Below are 16,690 nucleotides of genomic sequence, written 5' to 3' on the forward strand. Positions count from 1 at the left end.
TGGAAGCCGCGATCCAGGATCCGGAAGGCAGCGCCTACGGTGGCGGCCCGGGCTATATAGGCGGGTTGGCAGAAGGTGAGCGCCTGGTCAGTAATATTCTGACCGTGAACAGTGATAAAATGCCGGCTGGTTTGAAACGTGCCTCGGCCCGGGATCTGGCGTTGGATGCGGCAGGGCTAGCGTTGTCGGGTGCTCCCGCTGTGGGTATGATGCGGGGGGCGGGAAAGGTTGTTCCAAACAACAATTCTTTCTACAACGTTGCATCTGGTGGTAAACGGGGAGAAATTCCTTTAACGAGCGCGCAGCGTGCCGAAGTTGACAATTACCTAACCAACTTTGATTTAGACGGGGTTGCGATTAGGCATGTCGATGATACCAATTTGAATACTGGATATGCACACGGTGATTTGTTTTCAATTCTCAATATTGGGAGTGATGTCGTTCCCGGCAACGTAGGGGCGGGAACATTGACCGTAAATTCAAGGGTTAGCATTCGTGGTACTTTGGCTCATGAAATTGTAGGCCATAGAGAAGCAGCAATGGCGGGTCGAACGCAAACTGTACACTCGTTAGAGGAAGCTCAAGCTAGTATCCGAGCGGCTCGGTTTGCTCCAGACCTCACTAGCACAGAACGATTTACCTTACTCCGAGACGGTATTACTCGTCTTCATGATGAAGGTATAAAGGTTCGTGATGTTAAAGATCAATTATTTATTCAGCAGCGTTGATTGAAGGAATCGATATGAAAGAGATTATGACAATAGAAGACTCCTTTTCAACAAAAGAAGCTGGAGTGATAGTTAGTGGAGTCAACCCTGATTTTGACTCCCTAGACCAAACTGCTATTAAGAAGATTATTGGTGGCAAAGTTAGAGTTGTAGCAATTGACGGTTCTGAGATTAATGCCCCTGTAAGAGATATAGCGATAAGTGAATCGATTGTCGGCAGAAAAAATATCAGTATTGCATTGGGTGAATTGGCTAGTAGTGATCAGGAGTTTAGAGGGAGCACGGTATACGCTGTTGATTAGTTCCAGACAAAAATCTGACAGCTTCCACAAGGCCAGCATGGGATAACCCTGTATCTGGAGTTGATGGCGATTTTGGTTACCTACCGACATTAAGACAAGGCTATGTCAGAGAAGTATATGACTTGCAACAATCTGTCGATGAATTTCAAGCTACAGGTGCGAATCTAGAGGATGTGGCTAGATATGCTTACGGTGCAAGATCTGAGCTTAAGATCAAGTATCGCGAATACACCCCGCCAGAAGTTCTTGAAACAATTAATACACGTAATTTAGAAAGGTACGGAAACGAGCTTGGCCCAACGTTTGATTATCTAGTTGATAAGGGCAAATCATTTGAGCAGATAATTGAAAGTGCAACGAGAGCTGGCGGAGGAGATCTGTTCTGATATGAATAGTCTGGTTGAAAGCACAGTGTTTGAGATTGAACTAATGAATTCAGGGCGACCATGTTTGAATCTTAATTCCCGTATTGACTGGGAGAAATTCCCAGAATACGCAGAAAAACTGATTCATTTTTTGGGCGCCAAAGTCCAGAAAAAGACAGACTCTTTTGATGTCAGAATATGGGAGCTGTTAATACAAGGCGAAATTATTCGACTTGTATTCGATGACTTCCCTGTGATGGTATCTCTGGAGTCAACAAATGAAGCGAGTGATGAAATATTGATGGGCGTGAAGTCTCGCTTAGAAGATGAAGCTGAATAATTAGTGTTGTTCCAAACAAAAAACTCACTGCCCAGTTGGATAGATTGCGAGCCGAAGGCCATGCACTTGAAAGGCATGGCGGATCAGTCACAGATGAGCAGTTGTATGTTCGAGCACGGACAGGTGTTGCTCCGGACGGTTCTAAAACAAGACGAGGCTATACTCCTACATCGACGGCATTTAATAGTGATGAGCTATTGGTACAGGCTGATGACTTCCTTAGAAATAATTACCTGGATGATGCAATTAAAAATGCCGAGCCAGGTACATTAAGGATCAAAGTTTCAGCTGATACGGGGGTCGAATTAGGTCGAGGCTATGTTCCAGTTGGCAAAAAAGCGGGGCTATCAGGGCCGTTGCAAAAAGTCGATGGTCTGACAAATGTGGAGGCATGGTATGTTTACGATCCAGCTAAAAATATTTGGCAGACGAACAATATACCCAATTCCAAGTAAATAATTATGGAATCATATAAGTTAATTAAAAGCGTTTTGGGCGGGATTTATGGAGCCCAGTTAGGTTTGGATGATGAAGAAGCCATTGCTGCATTTCGGAAAGATTTGCAGCATGAACCTTTTCGAAAAGGTATTGAGACTGAACTCAAAAAGGCTTTTGGTGATGAATCTCTGTCTTGGGAAAAATTGATGGATGATTGCGAAGTTTCCTTTTTTGAAACCGAAGAAGAAGCAAAATCAGTCGCCAAAGAGTTTTTGTGGGACGTGGTATTTCCTGCTGATTGAATCAAAAAGGGAAGACGAAGAATTTATTGAAATATGGTCGCTAGTTCGATGCTTTAGTTCCAGGCAAGAGGGCGTTCAGAATTTTGTGTCAGCCTGCTTTACAATACCGTTTACCCCCCAATCAACACCGTCGGCGCTCCCATCACCACGACCCCACCATGAGCAGTACTGTCCCCCATGCGTGCCGCGGGCTTATTGCCTATCAGTACCGATGAACTGCCCTTGGCAATTTTGTCTGGTGGGCCCACGCAGATTGCCATATCCCCCAGGCGGGCAGCCGGCATCCCCATGATCAAAACGGTGGGTTGGCCCACGGCAACAGGCCCTCCAACGTGGGGTACCGGGCCTGGGTTGACTTTAGGGCATACATGGAAGTCGCCGATGCGTGCAGATGGAGGCATGTTCTGTTCCTTTTTAAAGCAGTCTTATTATAGAGACAAACCCGGGGCAAAGTTTTGCATCCAAATTGCGGATATTCATTCGCTTTTATCCTGCAGTCAGAGGCGTATAATGTGTGAACAGCTATAGAGGTGCTTTATGCCAAAAGAAAAATTGCAGGAATCCGTTTCAGAACTCAAAAGTCAGTTGGACGAACACGGTGAAGTGGCAGCGGTTGACAAGCAGGCGCTTGGCGAACTGGCAGCCCGGCTTGAGGTGATGCTGAATGGCTCATCTGAGCACTGGGAAGAAGATTTGGTGGAGGAGTTCGAACGGCAACTGATTCAGTACGAAGAAGCACACCCTGTAATTGCCCGCGTTATTTCTCAGATCATCACCACACTCAATGGTATGGGCTTGTAATCCCTGGCACAGGCTTTGCTCTCCTTCTGAGTATAGTGAATGAAGGAGGGCGCCCATGGGCACCGACAACCTACCCCTTAGTATCAGCCAATCCAGTGCCCTTAGTGTAAAGGTACAGGAATTAAATCTTTCAAATCAATTGTTTAGCGCAGATGGCGCCGCCCAATCCTTCGATCGTATTTTAAGCGCTCAGGTTCAGTCCGGGCGTAAACCTACCCATTCAACAACAAACTCTGAGCGCTCGGCGCCTGCGCACGAGGCAAATTCACGGCAGGGGGGCGGCAACCGTTTGCCGGATGATGAGCGGCGGTTGGACGCGAAGCAGCGCAATGATCGGCAGGAGTGGTTATCCAGGGCGGAGGCCCATCGGGATCAACGGACTGAACGCAATCAGTCTCGGTCAGAGGAAGCCCAGGATAGCCAACATCGGGCTGAGCAAGCTAATGCGCAGGCCACCGATAAGGAAGACCGTCTGAACCATCATCAGCGCGCCGCGAAAGATCAGGAAAAAGCGCTTACCCAAGCGGAGGCAACGTCAGCGCAAGTGTCCTCCGAGGCAGCGCAGGCAGGGGTGAGCACTGCGCAGGCTGAGACGCCGAAGACCGATTCCATAGCTTCGGAAGCGGCAATTGAGGGCAGTGTTTCATCTCCTGAAATTCAGCTGGCCGATGGTGAGCAGGAGGGCGATAGTGAAGTTTCAGACGCAGTGGCCACACCTCATCATTCGCCGCCGGAACTGGCAAACAGTGAGTCGCTTTCTGCCGATGAGAGCCTGCCGGCCACCGAAACGAATGAACAGTCCGATGCAGAGCAGCAGGCATTGGCAGCGGTTGCCAACGGGCAAGGTGATGTGCAGGGCGAAGCAGATTCGGACAAGGTGGTGGAGCCGGTGACAGCCGCTATCCTTGGCGCCGCTGCCAAGGGCATGAAGGGGAAACCTGGAGCTGAGGTACAAGCCACAGCGGGTGACACCAAAAAACCAGAGTTGACGGCTTCAGCAACCAGGGTCGCCACTGCTTCCGAGCTGGGAGCGGGAGAGAAAAGCGAATCCGGGGAGAAACAAGCCAGGCAATCTTCACCAATGACTGCAGAGGTGGATGACGTCGCCCTGGCGGATTCCAAGCAGGAAAAAAAGTCAGACGTGGCGATGTTGACGGAAAAGCTGGCCTCCAGGAACGGGATGCCAGAGAACCCGGTGCCTACCCCGGTGCAGGAACGGCTGGCGGCGTTGGCAAAAGCGCTGGACAAAGCGGCGGGCGTCGGCAAGGACACGTCTCAGCCGGTTCCGAAAGCAGTGGAACAGGCCGATGGAACCAAGGCAACCCCGTTTCAGCGTAGCCTGGAGCAAGTGGGCAGAAGTTCTGCAACGATGGCAAAACCCTTTGCAACGCCCATTCACACCCCAATGCAGAGCCGTGAGTGGGGTAACGAGGTGGGCCAGCGCCTGATGATGATGGTCAGTTCCAAACTGAACAGTGCCCAGATTCAGTTGACGCCCCGCGATATGGGGCCCATCGACGTGAAGGTTTCCGTGCAGCAGGATCAGGCTAACGTGGTGTTTACCAGTCATGCGGCACCGACCCGTGACGCCCTTGAACAAGCCTTACCCCGCTTGCGGGAATTGATGGAACAGAATGGCGTGGCTTTGGGTGATGTGGATGTCCGTGATCAGAATGCTCAGGAATCCCACGATCGGCGCGGTCAGGATCATCGGTCGGGATCCGGCTCAGAGCAGGAGGCGGATGCTGTCGTACAGACTGAAGCCGCCGCAGAAGGTGAGACTCAGCATGCAGTAGGGCTGGTGGATTACTACGCCTAAGCCTTCTACGTGGGCTAGCTTCTTACACCGCGGCACCATTCGGTGCCGCGTCTCTCGTTTCTATTTTCTTAACTATTTCCGATACTTGGCGGGATTTTGACGGGCAGGTCCTGAAATCTTGTCTAAACTTCTGTGAGCAGGCCGATTTTTTGACGTTGATTGGTTGAATCTGATGTTTATTTATTTAACTGATTGATATTAAAGAAATAATTGTTTTGGTACAGGCCTTGCTATAAATCTTGGCAACGGGAATCCAGAAGGTGTTTTATGGCGGACGATGACAACAATACCAGCGAAGAACAGGAAAAACCCAAGTCGAAAATGTTGATCATCATTATTGCCGTATTGGTAGTGCTGATGATCGGCGGTGGTGTGGCTGCTTTCCTAATGATGTCCGGAGGGGAAGAAGCGCCAGTGGATGACGCCGCAGAGCCCACCCAGATGCCTGCTATTTACTTCGATTTCAAACCGCCCTTTGTGGTCAATTATCAGTGGAAAGGACGTCAACGTTACGTTCAGATCAGCATGTCGGTGATGACCCGTAATCCGGCGGCGATCGACACCATCAATACGCACATGCCGTTGGTCAGGAATAATCTGGTGATGGTATTGGGATCTCAGGACTTTGAGATGTTGCGTACACCTGAGGGTAAAGAGGCGCTGCGTCAAAGCGTGTTGGAAGAGCTTCAGAAAATTCTGACAGAAGAAATGGGTGAGCCTGGGATTGAACAGGTGCTGTTTACCAACTTTGTGATGCAATAAAACATGGCTGTACAGGATCTTTTATCACAGGACGAAATCGACGCGCTTCTTCATGGCGTGGATGATGGCGATATTGAAACCGGTTCAGATGATTCGGGCGATGGTATTCAATCCTATGACCTGAGTACACAGGATCGTATCGTGCGCGGGCGTATGCCGACCCTGGAAATGGTCAACGAACGCTTTGCCCGCTACACCCGCATCAGCATGTTCAATCTGTTGCGGCGTACGGCTGATGTGTCGGTTGGCGGTGTACAGGTAATCAAATTCGGGGAGTATGTGCACAGCCTGTATGTGCCTACGTCGCTGAACATGATTCGTATTAAGCCCCTGAAAGGGACCGCTCTGTTTATTCTGGATGCCAAGCTGGTATTCAAACTGGTGGATAATTTTTTTGGTGGTGATGGCCGTCACGTAAAAATAGAAGGACGTGAATTCACACCCACTGAGAACCGGGTTGTGCAGATGGTTTTGGAACAGGCTTTTATTGATATGCAGGAAGCCTGGAAAGCGGTGTTGCCGGTTAAATTCGAATTTTTAAGCGCGGAAGTGAACCCTTCTTTGGCCAATATCGTAAGCCCCAGTGAAGTGGTGGTGGTTAACTCGTTTCATGTGGAGCTGGATGGTGGTGGTGGTGAGATGCACCTGACACTACCGTATTCCATGATCGAGCCATTGCGGGAAGTGCTGGATGCGGGTGTGCAAAGCGACGTTGGCGATCAGGATGAGCGTTGGATGAAATCGCTGCGTGAAGAAGTAATGGGTGCCAGGGTAGAGCTTAAGGGAAAACTCTGCCAGAAAAAAATGCGTCTTACTGAGCTGGCAAAGCTTAAAAAAGGGGACATTATCCCCATTGAAATGCCAGACAGCGTGTTGATGCTGGCCAATGGTATACCAGCATTTCGTGGCAAGTTGGGAGAGGCGAATGGAAATTTGGCGTTGCAGGTGATTAACAAGGTGGAGCGCCCAGAATCAGATGGCAGTAAAGAATCCCGTTTGAGCTGGATGCGTGAGCAGATATTGAATGATGAGGAAGAGCAGGCCTGAGCCTGACTGCATGGGGTAAAAAGCAATGACAGATGAAGATAAACCCGTTGATGATGAAGCCTTGGCGGATGAGTGGGCCGCGGCCCTGGCCGAGCAGGATAGCCCTGCCGAGGACGAAGTGCAGGCTGCTCCGTTGGAGTCTCTGAGCGATAAATCCACGCCATTTTCCTCGGAAAACAGCCCGAATATGGATGTGATCCTGGATATTCCGGTTACTCTTGCCATGGAGGTTGGGAGCACCAACATCAGTATCCGCAACCTGTTGCAGTTGAATCAGGGGTCCGTAATTGAGCTGGACCGATTGGCGGGTGAGCCTTTGGATGTGCTGGTAAACGGTACGCTGATTGCCCATGGTGAGGTAGTGGTGGTGAACGAGAAATTCGGCATTCGGTTGACCGATGTCATTAGCCCCACTGAACGAATTAAGAAGCTGGGTTAGCCCCATATGCTACGTGTGTTGTTGTTGGTTTTATTGAGTGGTTTTTCTACCTTGTTGGCGGCACAGCAGGACGAGAGTACGCCTGCTGCAACGGCCGCGCCTGCTGCGGCGGTGTCGGTAGTACCGTCGGATAAAACACAGTTTCGACTGAAAGATGACTTGGAAAAACGCGGAGAGAGCAAAAGCAGCAGTGATATAGGCACGATGGTGATCGGCCTGAGTGTGGTGCTGGGGCTCATATTTGTGTTGGCGTGGTTAAGCAAGCGATTCAATCTGGCAGCACCCGGTGGCAGCAGCCGTATGAAACTGTTGAGTGCCATGAGTGTTGGGCCAAAAGAGAAAATCATGTTGGTTGAAGTTGAAGGTGAAAAGTTATTGTTGGGGGTAACCTCTCAGCAAATTAATCGACTGGCCAGTTATGACAAGGATGTTTCAACCGATGACCACTATCCAGAAGTGGCCGGTACAAACACAGAGTTTGCGCAGCGTATGAGAGGTTTGTTAAAAGCGGGAGTGTCCAATCATGAATAAGCCCATACTGCGATTTATAAGCATCGGGCTTGTTTTGTTGTTGCCGCAGCTGAGCTGGGCGGCTGACCCATTCTCGCTGCCCGCGCTAAGTGTGAGCAGTAATGACGATGGTACCCAAAGCTATTCGGTAACACTGCAAGTGGTCATTTTAATGACCATGCTGTCGTTTATTCCCGCCATTATCATGATGATGACGGCCTTTACTCGTATTATTGTGGTATTTGGAATTCTGAGGCAGGCAATCGGCCTGCAGCAGACACCATCCAACCAAATCTTGATTGGCCTGGCGCTTTTTTTAACGGTGTTTGTGATGGCTCCTGTGTTCAAGGAGGTTCATAAGCAGGCCATTGAGCCCTATATGAATGAACAGATGACTGCGATGCAGGCGCTGGAAACCGCGAGCATTCCCATGCGGCAGTTTATGCTGGCACAGACCCGGGAAACCGACCTCAACCTGTTTGTTGAACTGGCAGGAGATGATCAGAAGTTTACTTCTCTGGAAGAGGTGCCGCTTACTATTGTGATTCCCGCTTTTGTAACCAGTGAACTGAAAACAGCGTTTCAGATCGGATTTTTATTGTTTATTCCATTTCTGATTATTGATCTGGTGATTGCCAGTGTATTGATGGCGATGGGTATGATGATGCTGTCACCGATGATTGTATCGCTCCCTTTCAAGATCATGCTGTTTGTATTCGTTGATGGCTGGGCGATGGTGGTGGGAACGTTGGCGAGCAGTTTCGGAATCTGAGGTAAGGCTTATGTCACCGGAAGTGGTATCAGATCTAATGCGGGAAGGCTTGTTCATCGCCATGATAATGGTTTCGGTGATTATCGTCCCAAGTCTTGTGGTGGGGTTGGTGGTATCAGTGTTTCAGGCGGCTACTCAGATAAATGAGCAGACGCTCAGCTTTCTGCCGCGCTTGCTGATTACGCTGACCACTCTGGTGTTGGCCGGCCCCTGGCTGGGTAGTCTGGTGCATGAATTCGCACTTAAAATTCTGATGGATATGCCGACGTTGTTGGGTTAAGCCATGTTTGAGATATCCATTGATCAGTTGTATCTCTGGATAGGCCAGTACGCCTGGCCCTTTTGTCGCATCGCCGCTTTTTTCATGGCGATGCCCATTTTGAGTACTCAATTGGTACCGACGCGAATTCGTTTGGGGCTTGCGGTTGCCGTGACGCTGGTGGTCGCTCCGGTGATCGAGCCCGTGCCCATGGTGGAACTACTCTCTATTGAATCGATCATGATTATTCTCCAGCAAATTCTGATCGGGGTCACGATGGGGTTTGTATTGCAGTTGCTATTCCAGGTGTTTGTGATTGGTGGGCAAATCGTTGCCATGCAAAACGGCTTGGGCTTCGCCATGATGGTGGATCCGGTAAACGGTGTCAGTGTGGCGTCCATCAGTCAGCTTTACCTGATGACCGTGAACTTATTGTTTTTTGTATTCAATGGCCACCTGGCCGTGATTTATTTAGTGGGAACCAGCTTCGAGCAGCTGCCCATTGGCATGCTGGGGTTGCCCATCGATAACTATCGGCAAGTGGCTGATCTCGGGAGCTGGATGTTCACCGGATCAGTTTTGGTGGCGCTGCCGTCGATCATTGCGTTACTGGTGGTGAATGTTGCCTTTGGGGTGATTAGTCGGGTAGCACCACAAATGAATATTATTGCCGTTGGGTTTCCATTCACGATGGTTTTGGGCCTGGTCATCATCTGGTTAACGCTTTCCAATATTGCTCCTCAGTACGATAGCTTGAGCGCGGATGCGTTTGAGTATCTAAGGCAGATGGTGATCTGACGTGGCTGAGAATGATGACGGGCAGGAACGCTCGGAAGAACCCACCCAGAAAAAAATGCAGGAGGCCCGCGAGAAGGGCCAGATCCCCCGTTCCAAGGAGTTGGGTGGGGTTGCCGTCATGATCTTTGGCGCAGCCGGCTTGCTGATGTCCGGTGGCATGCTATTTGATACGGCGCAGGATGTGTTCCAGCTTAATTATGACTTAACACGGGATGAGCTGATGAATCCTGATGTTATGGTCACATCATTGGTGTCATCTGCACAAAAGGCGTTTTCCTCTCTGATCCCGTTCTATCTGGCGTTGTTGCTTGCCGCACTGATGATCCCGCCGCTGGTGGGTGGACTGAACTTTTCCAGCAAGGCATTGATGCCCAAGTTCAGTAAAATGAATCCATTGAAGGGCTTGAAGAGAATGTTCTCTACCCAGTCTCTAATGGAAATTCTGAAGGCGGTTTCCAAATTTGGATTGGTAGCTACCGTGGCCATTTTAATTCTGGAGAGTAACCGAACACGCTTTATGGCACTGGGATTTATGCCCCCCCACGAAGCAATGTCGGAAGGTATTTCCATTGTCGCCTGGGCGCTGTTTATTCTGTCTTGCACGCTGCTGCTGGTGGCGGCGATTGATGTACCGTTTCAACTCTACCAGCACAACAAGCAGTTAAAGATGACCAAACAGGAAGTGAAAGACGAATACAAGGACACTGAAGGCAAGCCGGAGGTTAAAGGAAAGCAGCGCGCCAAACAGCGGGAAATCGCCCAGAGCCGGATGATGGCGGCAGTACCCGATGCCGATGTGGTAATCACCAACCCAAGTCATTACGCAGTGGCGTTGAAATACGATCCAAAAAAAATGCTGGCTCCGATATTGGTGGCCAAAGGTGCCGATCATATTGCCATGCAAATCAAGAAAGTAGCCTTAGCCAACGACGTCATGATTCTGAATTCCCCGCCTTTGGCCCGCTCGATTTATTATCACACTGAACTGGAACGGGAAATCCCCCAGGGCTTGTTTTTGGCGGTGGCTCAGGTGCTGGCCTATGTCTATCAACTGGAGCAATTTCAGCAGGGTAAAGGCCCCAACCCCGGTTCGGTACCTGATTTCCCGGTTCCGGAAGACCTTCGCAAAGACCAGTAGCGATTTATTTTCGGGAATAGCTTATTCAGGCACGATCCTTGCCCCGTAGAGTGTAGGCACGATTAAAGTGTCAATTTTTTGTTGGTGCAAGGCAAAGGTGCTATGGCTGCAGGTGTTGCGACTCGAGGTGGAAATATTTTAAAGCAGGGCAATTGGGGTGCCCCCATATTCCTGCTGATCATCATGGCAATGATGACCTTGCCCATGCCGTCCATTCTGCTGGATGTGCTGTTCACTTTTAATATCGCATTGGCCCTGGTGGTGTTGTTGGTGTCTGTTTACACCATGCGGCCGCTGGAGTTTGCCATTTTTCCGACGGTACTGTTGATCGCCACTTTGCTGCGGTTGGCACTGAACGTGGCGTCAACTCGGGTGGTGTTATTGCGTGGCCATGAAGGCGGTGATGCGGCCGGTAAAGTGATCCAGTCTTTTGGTGAGGTGGTCATTGGCGGCAATTATGCCGTGGGGTTGGTGGTGTTTCTGATTTTGGTGATCATCAATTTTGTGGTGGTCACCAAAGGTGCCGGCCGTATATCGGAAGTGAGCGCCCGATTTACCCTGGACGCCATGCCCGGCAAGCAGATGTCCATTGATGCTGACCTGAATGCCGGGGTAATTGACCAGGAAGAAGCGAAAACACGCCGCGCGGAAGTGTCCCAGGAAGCGGATTTCTATGGTGCCATGGATGGTGCCAGTAAATTTGTTCGCGGTGATGCCATTGCCGGTATCTTGATTTTGTTGATCAACATTATCGGTGGCTTGGCCATTGGTATGGCGCAGTACAATCTGGGCTTCAGTGATGCTCTCAAGGTTTACGCGCTGCTCACCATCGGTGATGGCCTGGTGGCACAGATTCCCTCGCTGCTCCTGTCGACAGCCGCCGCCATCATTGTTACCCGTGTCAACAGCTCCCAGGATATGGGGAACCAGATCATGGTGCAGATGTTTGGCTCACCCCAGGCACTGGCCATTGCCGCAGTGATCCTGGTGATTATGGGAGTGATCCCCGGTATGCCGCATTTTGCCTTTCTGGGCTTGGGCACCCTGTGCGCCGCCGGGGCTTACTGGATTTACTACCGACGCCAGGCCGAAGGTGGTCAGGTACGGGAGGAAGAAAAAGAAGCCCGAAAAGTGGAAGAGATGGCGGCTCAGCGTGAGAATGAATTCAAGGAGTTGGGTTGGGATGACGTGCAGCCGGTGGATGCAATTGGATTGGAAGTAGGGTACCGCCTGATTCCTTTGGTCGATAAATCCCAGGGCGGGCAGCTTCTGGGGCGGATCAAGGGGGTACGCAAAAAGCTCTCCCAGGAACTGGGCTTTCTGGTGCCGTCGGTACATATCCGTGACAACCTGGACCTGTTGCCCAATGCCTATCGTATCACTTTGATGGGGGTGGCCATTGATGAAGCAGAAATTCATGCCGATCGGGAGTTAGCCATCAACCCAGGTCAAGTGTTTGGTTCCATCAACGGTATTGAATGCAAAGATCCGGCGTTTGGCCTGGATGCGGTGTGGATCGAGCCCAGCCAACGGGATCAGGCCCAAACCATGGGCTATACCGTGGTGGATGCCAGCACCGTGGTGGCAACGCACATCAATCAGGTGATGTTGCGACATTCCCATGAACTGCTGGGCTTTGAGGAAGTTCAGAAGTTGCTGGAGAATCTGCAGAAAGCGTCGCCGAAACTGGTGGAGAATCTGGTTCCCAACCCGCTGCCACTGAGCAAGTTACACAAGGTATTGCAAAACCTGTTACAGGAAGGGGTGCCGATTCGGGATATTCGCACCATCGCCGAAGCATTGGCGGAGCTGGCACCGAAGAGTCAAGACACTGACGCACTGACCTCTGCCGCGCGCGTGTCTTTATCCCGCCTTATCGTCCAGACCATATACGGCGTGGGGCGTGAGCTGCCCGTCATTACATTGCAACCGGAATTGGAACAGTTGTTGCTACAGGCAGTACAGCAAGCCATAAATTCTGGCGGTACCGCAAGCGACGCGGTGATCGAGCCGGGGCTGGCGGAGAAACTGCAACGTTCGGTTTCCGATGCAGTGCAGAAGCAGGAGCTGGCGGGTAACCCTCCTGTATTGCTGGTATCCGCGGGCATCAGACCGATGTTGTCACGCTTTCTTCGGTTCAGTGTGCAGGGCTTGAATGTACTCTCTTATAACGAGATACCGGATAACAAACAGATTACCATTACCGCTTCAGTGGGCCAGTAATTGAATCAACGGCCGCGGAAGCAGCGAGGATAGACGATCATGAACACAAAAAAATTCATTGCAGCAGACATGCGTCAGGCTTTGAAATTGGTTCGTGAGGAACTGGGTGCAGACGCTGTGATTCTCTCCAATCGCAAGGTTGCCAACGGTATCGAAATCGTGGCCGCTGCTGATTACGATGAGTTTGTTGAGCAGCACAAAGCCCGCGAGCGCAAGCAGAACCACATTCCCGATTTTATGGCGGATTCGTCTGCTGCTCCGGCTCAGGGTGATCCTGCCCGGATGCTGAATGAGCGTGCTGCTTTCAATACCAGTGCCGAAGACAGGGCTGAGCTGATGGAAGCGTTGCAGCGTCGTGAACTGGCCAATAAGAAGTTTAATGATATGTGGCTGCAGCGCCTAAATGAGGGTGACGAGCCAAACGATCCGGATCTTCAGGTGCAGCTGAGTGCACAGGGCAAGGCCAAAGCCGTACCGCGGGAACGCAACGCTGAGCCGGTGGCCCGGCCGTCGGTCTCTACCCAACCCAGCCCGGAGCTGGCGGCCATGCGGGGTGAACTGAGCCAGTTACGTCAGATGCTGAATGTGCAAATGGCCAATGTGGCCTGGGGTAATTTTTCCCATCGCCATCCCTTGGAAGCTACAGTATTCAAAAAATTGGCACGTTTGGGGTTGTCTCCGGCCCTGAGCCGTAAGCTGGTTCGTAATCTGAAACCGGATGCGGATGCCAAGGCCGCCTGGCGTGAAGCGTTGCTGGAGCTGAGCGATGATTTGCCTCTTATGCAGGAAGACATTGTTTCCCATGGTGGTATATTCGCATTCGTGGGACCGGCCGGGGTGGGTAAAACCACAACCATTGCCAAAATCGCTACCCGGTTCGTGCTGGAGCATGGCGCCGAGAATTTGGCGCTCATTACCACCGACAGTTATCGGATAGCCGGACACGAACAGCTGAGCACGTTAGGCCGTATACTGAAGGTGCCGGTTCGTGTGGTGACGGAACAGCAGAGCCTCGATCAGCTGCTGCGTTCACTGTCCCGCAAGAAGCTGGTACTGATTGATACCGCCGGGTTAAGTCACAAGGATCAGGTACATCGTGAACAAATGACTATGCTTGAGAGCATGGGCGCCAATATTCAGCGCTGGCTGGTACTGTCATCCACCAGTCAGCGCCGGATTCTGGATCGAGCCATCAATGAATATAAGCATTTGAATCTTGAGGGCTGCATACTGACAAAACTGGACGAATCGGCCAGTTTGGGCGAGGCTTTAAGTGTTGCGATAGAATCGCAGTTGCCTATTGCCTATATCACGGACGGTCAGAACATTCCGGACGATATTGCCCGCCCGCATGCCAGTCGCCTGATCAACCATGCTATTGCGCTCGCTAAAGAGTACCGCATGGATGAGGATCAGGTGGCGGACTGGTACAACGAAGCTATTTCGGCGCACGAACCTGATCTGGCTTGCGGCTAACGAAGACAACATAAGGTGTATAGAAAAACGTTTATGAGCATTCATCCCGTGCAGGTTATCGCCGTCACCGGTGGCAAAGGTGGAGTTGGAAAAAGTAATGTCTCCATTAATCTGGGGGTGTGTCTGGCGGAGATGGGGCGCAGAGTCGTGTTGCTGGACGCCGATCTTGGCTTGGCCAACCTGGATATACTGTTGGGCATTTCCGCGCGTGAAAACCTCTCCCATGTGTTGAGGGGCGAGTGCAATATCAGGGATATTCTGGTGGAAGGGCCCGGCGGCATTAAGATTGTGCCGGCCTCATCCGGTACCCAGGAGCTGGTCAGCATGGGCCCTCGCGAACACGCTGGTCTGATACATGCTTTCAGTGAACTCAGTGATGATGTGGATGTACTGATCATTGATACCGCAGCGGGTATCTCAGAGATGGTCATGAGCTTTGTGACGGCCGCGCAGGAGAGCCTGTTTGTCGTCACCAATGAGCCAACCTCCATAACGGATGCCTACGCCATGATGAAAATTCTTAATCAAAAGCATGGGATATACCGCTTTAACGTGGTGGCCAACATGGTTCGCACGCAGCAGGAAGGGCGTGAGATATACAACAAGTTGACCAAAGTTACCGACCGATTTTTGGATGTGGCCCTGCAATTTTCCGGCTGCATTCCATTTGATGACTACCTCAGAAAGGCGGTCATGCGACAGAAGCCGGTGGTGGAAGCCTATCCCCGTAGTAAAGCGGCGCTAGCTTTCCGAACCCTGGCCAATAAAGTGGATAGCTGGCCGTTGCCGACAACTCCCAGGGGGCACCTGGAGTTCTTTGTGGATCGGCTGGTGCAGGGAGCCGTTGCCCGATAGGACAACCGAGTTTCCAATGCTGGGCATGAAGCGAAAGGCTATGTACAACGATGAAACGGCGCCGCAACTGGATACCCTGGTGGAGCAACACACTCCGCTGGTAAAGCGTATCGCCCATCATCTGATGGTCAGGATGCCGGCCGGGGTTTCCGTCGAGGATCTCTATCAGGCAGGTATGCTTGGCTTGTTGGATGCGCTTAAGCGTTTCGACAGCAGTAAGGGAGCGAGCTTTGAAACCTATGCCGGTATTCGCATTCGCGGCGCTATGGTGGATGAGTTACGCAAAGGCGAATGGGCACCCCGTTCAGTGCATCGTAATGCCCGGCGAATTCAACAGGTTATCCATGAAATCGAGAGTGAGACCGGTGCCGATGCACGGGATCGCGATATTGCCGGGCGGCTGGGTGTATCGATGGAAGAATATCACCTCATGCTGCAGGACAGCACCGCCACCCGTCTGTTCAGCCTGAACGAATTGGAAGGTGCCGAAGACCACATCACCACCGGATTACAGCAGGAGCAGGCGGAAAACCCCCTGGATGATCTGCAGAACGGCGTTTTCCGTACCCACCTGGCCCGGGCCATTGAGCAACTTCCCGAACGAGAGCAATTAGTCCTGTCCCTTTACTATGATGAAGAGCTGAACCTCAAGGAAATCGGGCAGGTGCTGGGGGTGAGTGAGTCCAGGGTCAGTCAGATTCACAGTCAGGCAGCCCAGCGCCTGCGATCCAGGCTGCAAGAGTGGCTTTGATTCTTCTCCAAAAACTGGATCAGACCAAAACACCTACTAGAATTAACAGAAAGGGACTGTTGAACGCCCCAATGCCGCATTCTTTCTGTTAACAGGTCGTTCAATAGCCAGAAATCTCAGTAGTTTGCACAAACGTAGTGAACTGGGTTCATTGGAGGCAACCTTGGACAAGAACATGAAAATCCTCATTGTTGATGACTTTTCCACGATGAGACGCATTATCAAGAACCTGCTGCGGGATCTGGGCTTTACCAACACCCAAGAAGCCGATGATGGAAGCTCAGCTCTGCCATTACTGAAATCCTCCGATTTTGATTTTCTTATTACGGATTGGAATATGCCGGGTATGACGGGCATTGATCTGCTGAAGGCGGTGCGTGCTGACGATAAGCTGCAAAGTCTGCCGGTATTGATGGTGACTGCAGAAGCCAAGCGTGAGCAAATCATTGAAGCCGCCCAAGCAGGCGTAAACGGCTATGTTGTGAAACCCTTCACTGCGCAGGCGCTGAAAGAAAAGATTGAGAAGATCTTTGAGCGCGTCGATGCATAGCAACATTCACCGTTA

The 16,690-nt window shown here is 51.2% G+C and carries 21 protein-coding genes and 1 pseudogene; 21 read left to right on the forward strand and 1 reads right to left on the reverse strand.

What is annotated here, in order from left to right:
* From D9N13_RS08505 to D9N13_RS08530, 6 genes are all read left to right on the forward strand, one after another.
* The coding region (locus tag D9N13_RS08505; protein WP_290588225.1) for a hypothetical protein at window positions 1-728 on the forward strand (728 nt) is incomplete at its 5' end.
* A 14-nt stretch (window positions 729-742) separates the two neighbouring features.
* Window positions 743-1,030, forward strand: a complete 288-nt coding sequence (locus D9N13_RS08510) for a hypothetical protein (RefSeq protein WP_290588227.1) — start codon at window positions 743-745, stop codon at window positions 1,028-1,030.
* Between the two features lie 122 nt (window positions 1,031-1,152).
* Window positions 1,153-1,416, forward strand: coding sequence for a hypothetical protein (locus D9N13_RS08515; RefSeq protein WP_290588229.1), 264 nt, complete (start codon window positions 1,153-1,155; stop codon window positions 1,414-1,416).
* A gap of 1 nt (window position 1,417) precedes the next feature.
* Complete coding sequence (locus D9N13_RS08520) at window positions 1,418-1,735, forward strand: DUF3630 family protein (protein WP_290588231.1); 318 nt, start codon at window positions 1,418-1,420, stop codon at window positions 1,733-1,735.
* A 44-nt stretch (window positions 1,736-1,779) separates the two neighbouring features.
* The gene (locus D9N13_RS08525; protein ID WP_290588233.1) at window positions 1,780-2,190 is read left to right on the forward strand and encodes a hypothetical protein; all 411 of its coding nucleotides are present in this window, start codon (window positions 1,780-1,782) and stop codon (window positions 2,188-2,190) included.
* A 6-nt stretch (window positions 2,191-2,196) separates the two neighbouring features.
* Window positions 2,197-2,475 carry a hypothetical protein gene (locus D9N13_RS08530; RefSeq protein ID WP_290588235.1) on the forward strand — a complete coding sequence of 93 codons (279 nt, stop codon included), beginning with the start codon at window positions 2,197-2,199 and terminating at the stop codon, window positions 2,473-2,475.
* 110 nt (window positions 2,476-2,585) lie between these two features.
* Here D9N13_RS08530 and D9N13_RS08535 read toward each other — a convergent pair whose 3' ends face one another.
* The gene (locus D9N13_RS08535) at window positions 2,586-2,876 is read right to left on the reverse strand and encodes a PAAR domain-containing protein (protein ID WP_290588237.1); all 291 of its coding nucleotides are present in this window, start codon (window positions 2,874-2,876) and stop codon (window positions 2,586-2,588) included.
* A gap of 136 nt (window positions 2,877-3,012) precedes the next feature.
* On the opposite strand from D9N13_RS08535, the gene D9N13_RS08540 reads away from it, so the two are divergent.
* The 15 genes and pseudogenes from D9N13_RS08540 to cheY all read left to right on the forward strand — a co-directional run bounded on the left by D9N13_RS08540 (window position 3,013) and on the right by cheY (window position 16,675).
* On the forward strand, window positions 3,013-3,276 hold the full coding sequence (locus D9N13_RS08540) for a DUF4404 family protein (RefSeq protein ID WP_290588239.1): 264 nt from the start codon (window positions 3,013-3,015) through the stop codon (window positions 3,274-3,276).
* 55 nt (window positions 3,277-3,331) lie between these two features.
* Window positions 3,332-5,095: a flagellar hook-length control protein FliK gene (locus D9N13_RS08545; protein ID WP_290588242.1), complete on the forward strand. Its 1,764-nt coding sequence runs from the start codon at window positions 3,332-3,334 to the stop codon at window positions 5,093-5,095.
* 267 nt (window positions 5,096-5,362) lie between these two features.
* Window positions 5,363-5,857, forward strand: coding sequence for a flagellar basal body-associated FliL family protein (locus D9N13_RS08550; RefSeq protein ID WP_290588245.1), 495 nt, complete (start codon window positions 5,363-5,365; stop codon window positions 5,855-5,857).
* A 3-nt stretch (window positions 5,858-5,860) separates the two neighbouring features.
* Window positions 5,861-6,823, forward strand: a pseudogene (fliM, locus tag D9N13_RS08555) (flagellar motor switch protein FliM); the annotation flags it as partial.
* Between the two features lie 106 nt (window positions 6,824-6,929).
* On the forward strand, window positions 6,930-7,343 hold the full coding sequence (gene fliN, locus D9N13_RS08560) for a flagellar motor switch protein FliN (protein WP_290588251.1): 414 nt from the start codon (window positions 6,930-6,932) through the stop codon (window positions 7,341-7,343).
* A 6-nt stretch (window positions 7,344-7,349) separates the two neighbouring features.
* Window positions 7,350-7,874 carry a flagellar biosynthetic protein FliO gene (gene fliO / locus D9N13_RS08565; protein ID WP_290588253.1) on the forward strand — a complete coding sequence of 175 codons (525 nt, stop codon included), beginning with the start codon at window positions 7,350-7,352 and terminating at the stop codon, window positions 7,872-7,874.
* Window positions 7,867-8,625, forward strand: coding sequence for a flagellar type III secretion system pore protein FliP (fliP, locus tag D9N13_RS08570; protein ID WP_290588255.1), 759 nt, complete (start codon window positions 7,867-7,869; stop codon window positions 8,623-8,625). The genes fliO and fliP overlap by 8 nt, the downstream gene beginning before the upstream one ends.
* A 10-nt stretch (window positions 8,626-8,635) precedes the next feature.
* On the forward strand, window positions 8,636-8,905 hold the full coding sequence (gene fliQ / locus D9N13_RS08575; protein WP_290588258.1) for a flagellar biosynthesis protein FliQ: 270 nt from the start codon (window positions 8,636-8,638) through the stop codon (window positions 8,903-8,905).
* Between the two features lie 3 nt (window positions 8,906-8,908).
* A complete protein-coding gene (fliR, locus tag D9N13_RS08580) occupies window positions 8,909-9,682 on the forward strand; it encodes a flagellar biosynthetic protein FliR (protein ID WP_290588260.1) in 774 nt (257 codons plus the stop codon).
* Between the two features lies 1 nt (window position 9,683).
* Entirely contained in the window at window positions 9,684-10,820 is a 1,137-nt protein-coding gene (gene flhB, locus D9N13_RS08585; RefSeq protein WP_290588262.1) for a flagellar biosynthesis protein FlhB, read from the forward strand.
* Between the two features lie 102 nt (window positions 10,821-10,922).
* Window positions 10,923-13,043 (forward strand): flagellar biosynthesis protein FlhA, encoded by a 2,121-nt coding sequence (flhA, locus tag D9N13_RS08590; RefSeq protein ID WP_290588264.1) that lies wholly within the window; start codon window positions 10,923-10,925, stop codon window positions 13,041-13,043.
* Window positions 13,044-13,082: 39 nt separating this feature from the next.
* Entirely contained in the window at window positions 13,083-14,519 is a 1,437-nt protein-coding gene (flhF, locus tag D9N13_RS08595; RefSeq protein WP_290588266.1) for a flagellar biosynthesis protein FlhF, read from the forward strand.
* A 33-nt stretch (window positions 14,520-14,552) separates the two neighbouring features.
* Window positions 14,553-15,374, forward strand: a complete 822-nt coding sequence (locus D9N13_RS08600; protein WP_290588268.1) for a MinD/ParA family protein — start codon at window positions 14,553-14,555, stop codon at window positions 15,372-15,374.
* 40 nt (window positions 15,375-15,414) lie between these two features.
* Window positions 15,415-16,125: an RNA polymerase sigma factor FliA gene (locus D9N13_RS08605; RefSeq protein ID WP_290588270.1), complete on the forward strand. Its 711-nt coding sequence runs from the start codon at window positions 15,415-15,417 to the stop codon at window positions 16,123-16,125.
* Window positions 16,126-16,288: 163 nt separating this feature from the next.
* Window positions 16,289-16,675 carry a chemotaxis response regulator CheY gene (gene cheY / locus D9N13_RS08610; protein ID WP_290588272.1) on the forward strand — a complete coding sequence of 129 codons (387 nt, stop codon included), beginning with the start codon at window positions 16,289-16,291 and terminating at the stop codon, window positions 16,673-16,675.
* Window positions 16,676-16,690: the final 15 nt, after the last annotated feature.

The organism is Ketobacter sp. GenoA1, assembly GCF_003671475.1.
GTDB lineage: Bacteria > Pseudomonadota > Gammaproteobacteria > Pseudomonadales > Ketobacteraceae > Ketobacter.

What these genes read in the sequence shown, in the direction of transcription:
- fliO (WP_290588253.1), top strand. Translation starts at nt 7,350, where the DNA reads ATGCTACGTGTGTTGTTGTTGGTTTTATTGAGTGGTTTTTCTACCTTG.
- fliQ (WP_290588258.1), top strand. Translation starts at nt 8,636, where the DNA reads ATGTCACCGGAAGTGGTATCAGATCTAATGCGGGAAGGCTTGTTCATC.
- fliP (WP_290588255.1), top strand. Translation starts at nt 7,867, where the DNA reads ATGAATAAGCCCATACTGCGATTTATAAGCATCGGGCTTGTTTTGTTG.
- D9N13_RS08540 (WP_290588239.1), top strand. Translation starts at nt 3,013, where the DNA reads ATGCCAAAAGAAAAATTGCAGGAATCCGTTTCAGAACTCAAAAGTCAG.
- flhF (WP_290588266.1), top strand. Translation starts at nt 13,083, where the DNA reads ATGAACACAAAAAAATTCATTGCAGCAGACATGCGTCAGGCTTTGAAA.
- D9N13_RS08600 (WP_290588268.1), top strand. Translation starts at nt 14,553, where the DNA reads ATGAGCATTCATCCCGTGCAGGTTATCGCCGTCACCGGTGGCAAAGGT.
- flhA (WP_290588264.1), top strand. Translation starts at nt 10,923, where the DNA reads ATGGCTGCAGGTGTTGCGACTCGAGGTGGAAATATTTTAAAGCAGGGC.
- fliR (WP_290588260.1), top strand. Translation starts at nt 8,909, where the DNA reads ATGTTTGAGATATCCATTGATCAGTTGTATCTCTGGATAGGCCAGTAC.
- D9N13_RS08545 (WP_290588242.1), top strand. Translation starts at nt 3,332, where the DNA reads ATGGGCACCGACAACCTACCCCTTAGTATCAGCCAATCCAGTGCCCTT.
- fliN (WP_290588251.1), top strand. Translation starts at nt 6,930, where the DNA reads ATGACAGATGAAGATAAACCCGTTGATGATGAAGCCTTGGCGGATGAG.
- D9N13_RS08520 (WP_290588231.1), top strand. Translation starts at nt 1,418, where the DNA reads ATGAATAGTCTGGTTGAAAGCACAGTGTTTGAGATTGAACTAATGAAT.
- D9N13_RS08605 (WP_290588270.1), top strand. Translation starts at nt 15,415, where the DNA reads ATGTACAACGATGAAACGGCGCCGCAACTGGATACCCTGGTGGAGCAA.
- D9N13_RS08510 (WP_290588227.1), top strand. Translation starts at nt 743, where the DNA reads ATGAAAGAGATTATGACAATAGAAGACTCCTTTTCAACAAAAGAAGCT.
- D9N13_RS08550 (WP_290588245.1), top strand. Translation starts at nt 5,363, where the DNA reads ATGGCGGACGATGACAACAATACCAGCGAAGAACAGGAAAAACCCAAG.
- D9N13_RS08535 (WP_290588237.1), bottom strand. Translation starts at nt 2,876, where the DNA reads ATGCCTCCATCTGCACGCATCGGCGACTTCCATGTATGCCCTAAAGTC.
- D9N13_RS08530 (WP_290588235.1), top strand. Translation starts at nt 2,197, where the DNA reads ATGGAATCATATAAGTTAATTAAAAGCGTTTTGGGCGGGATTTATGGA.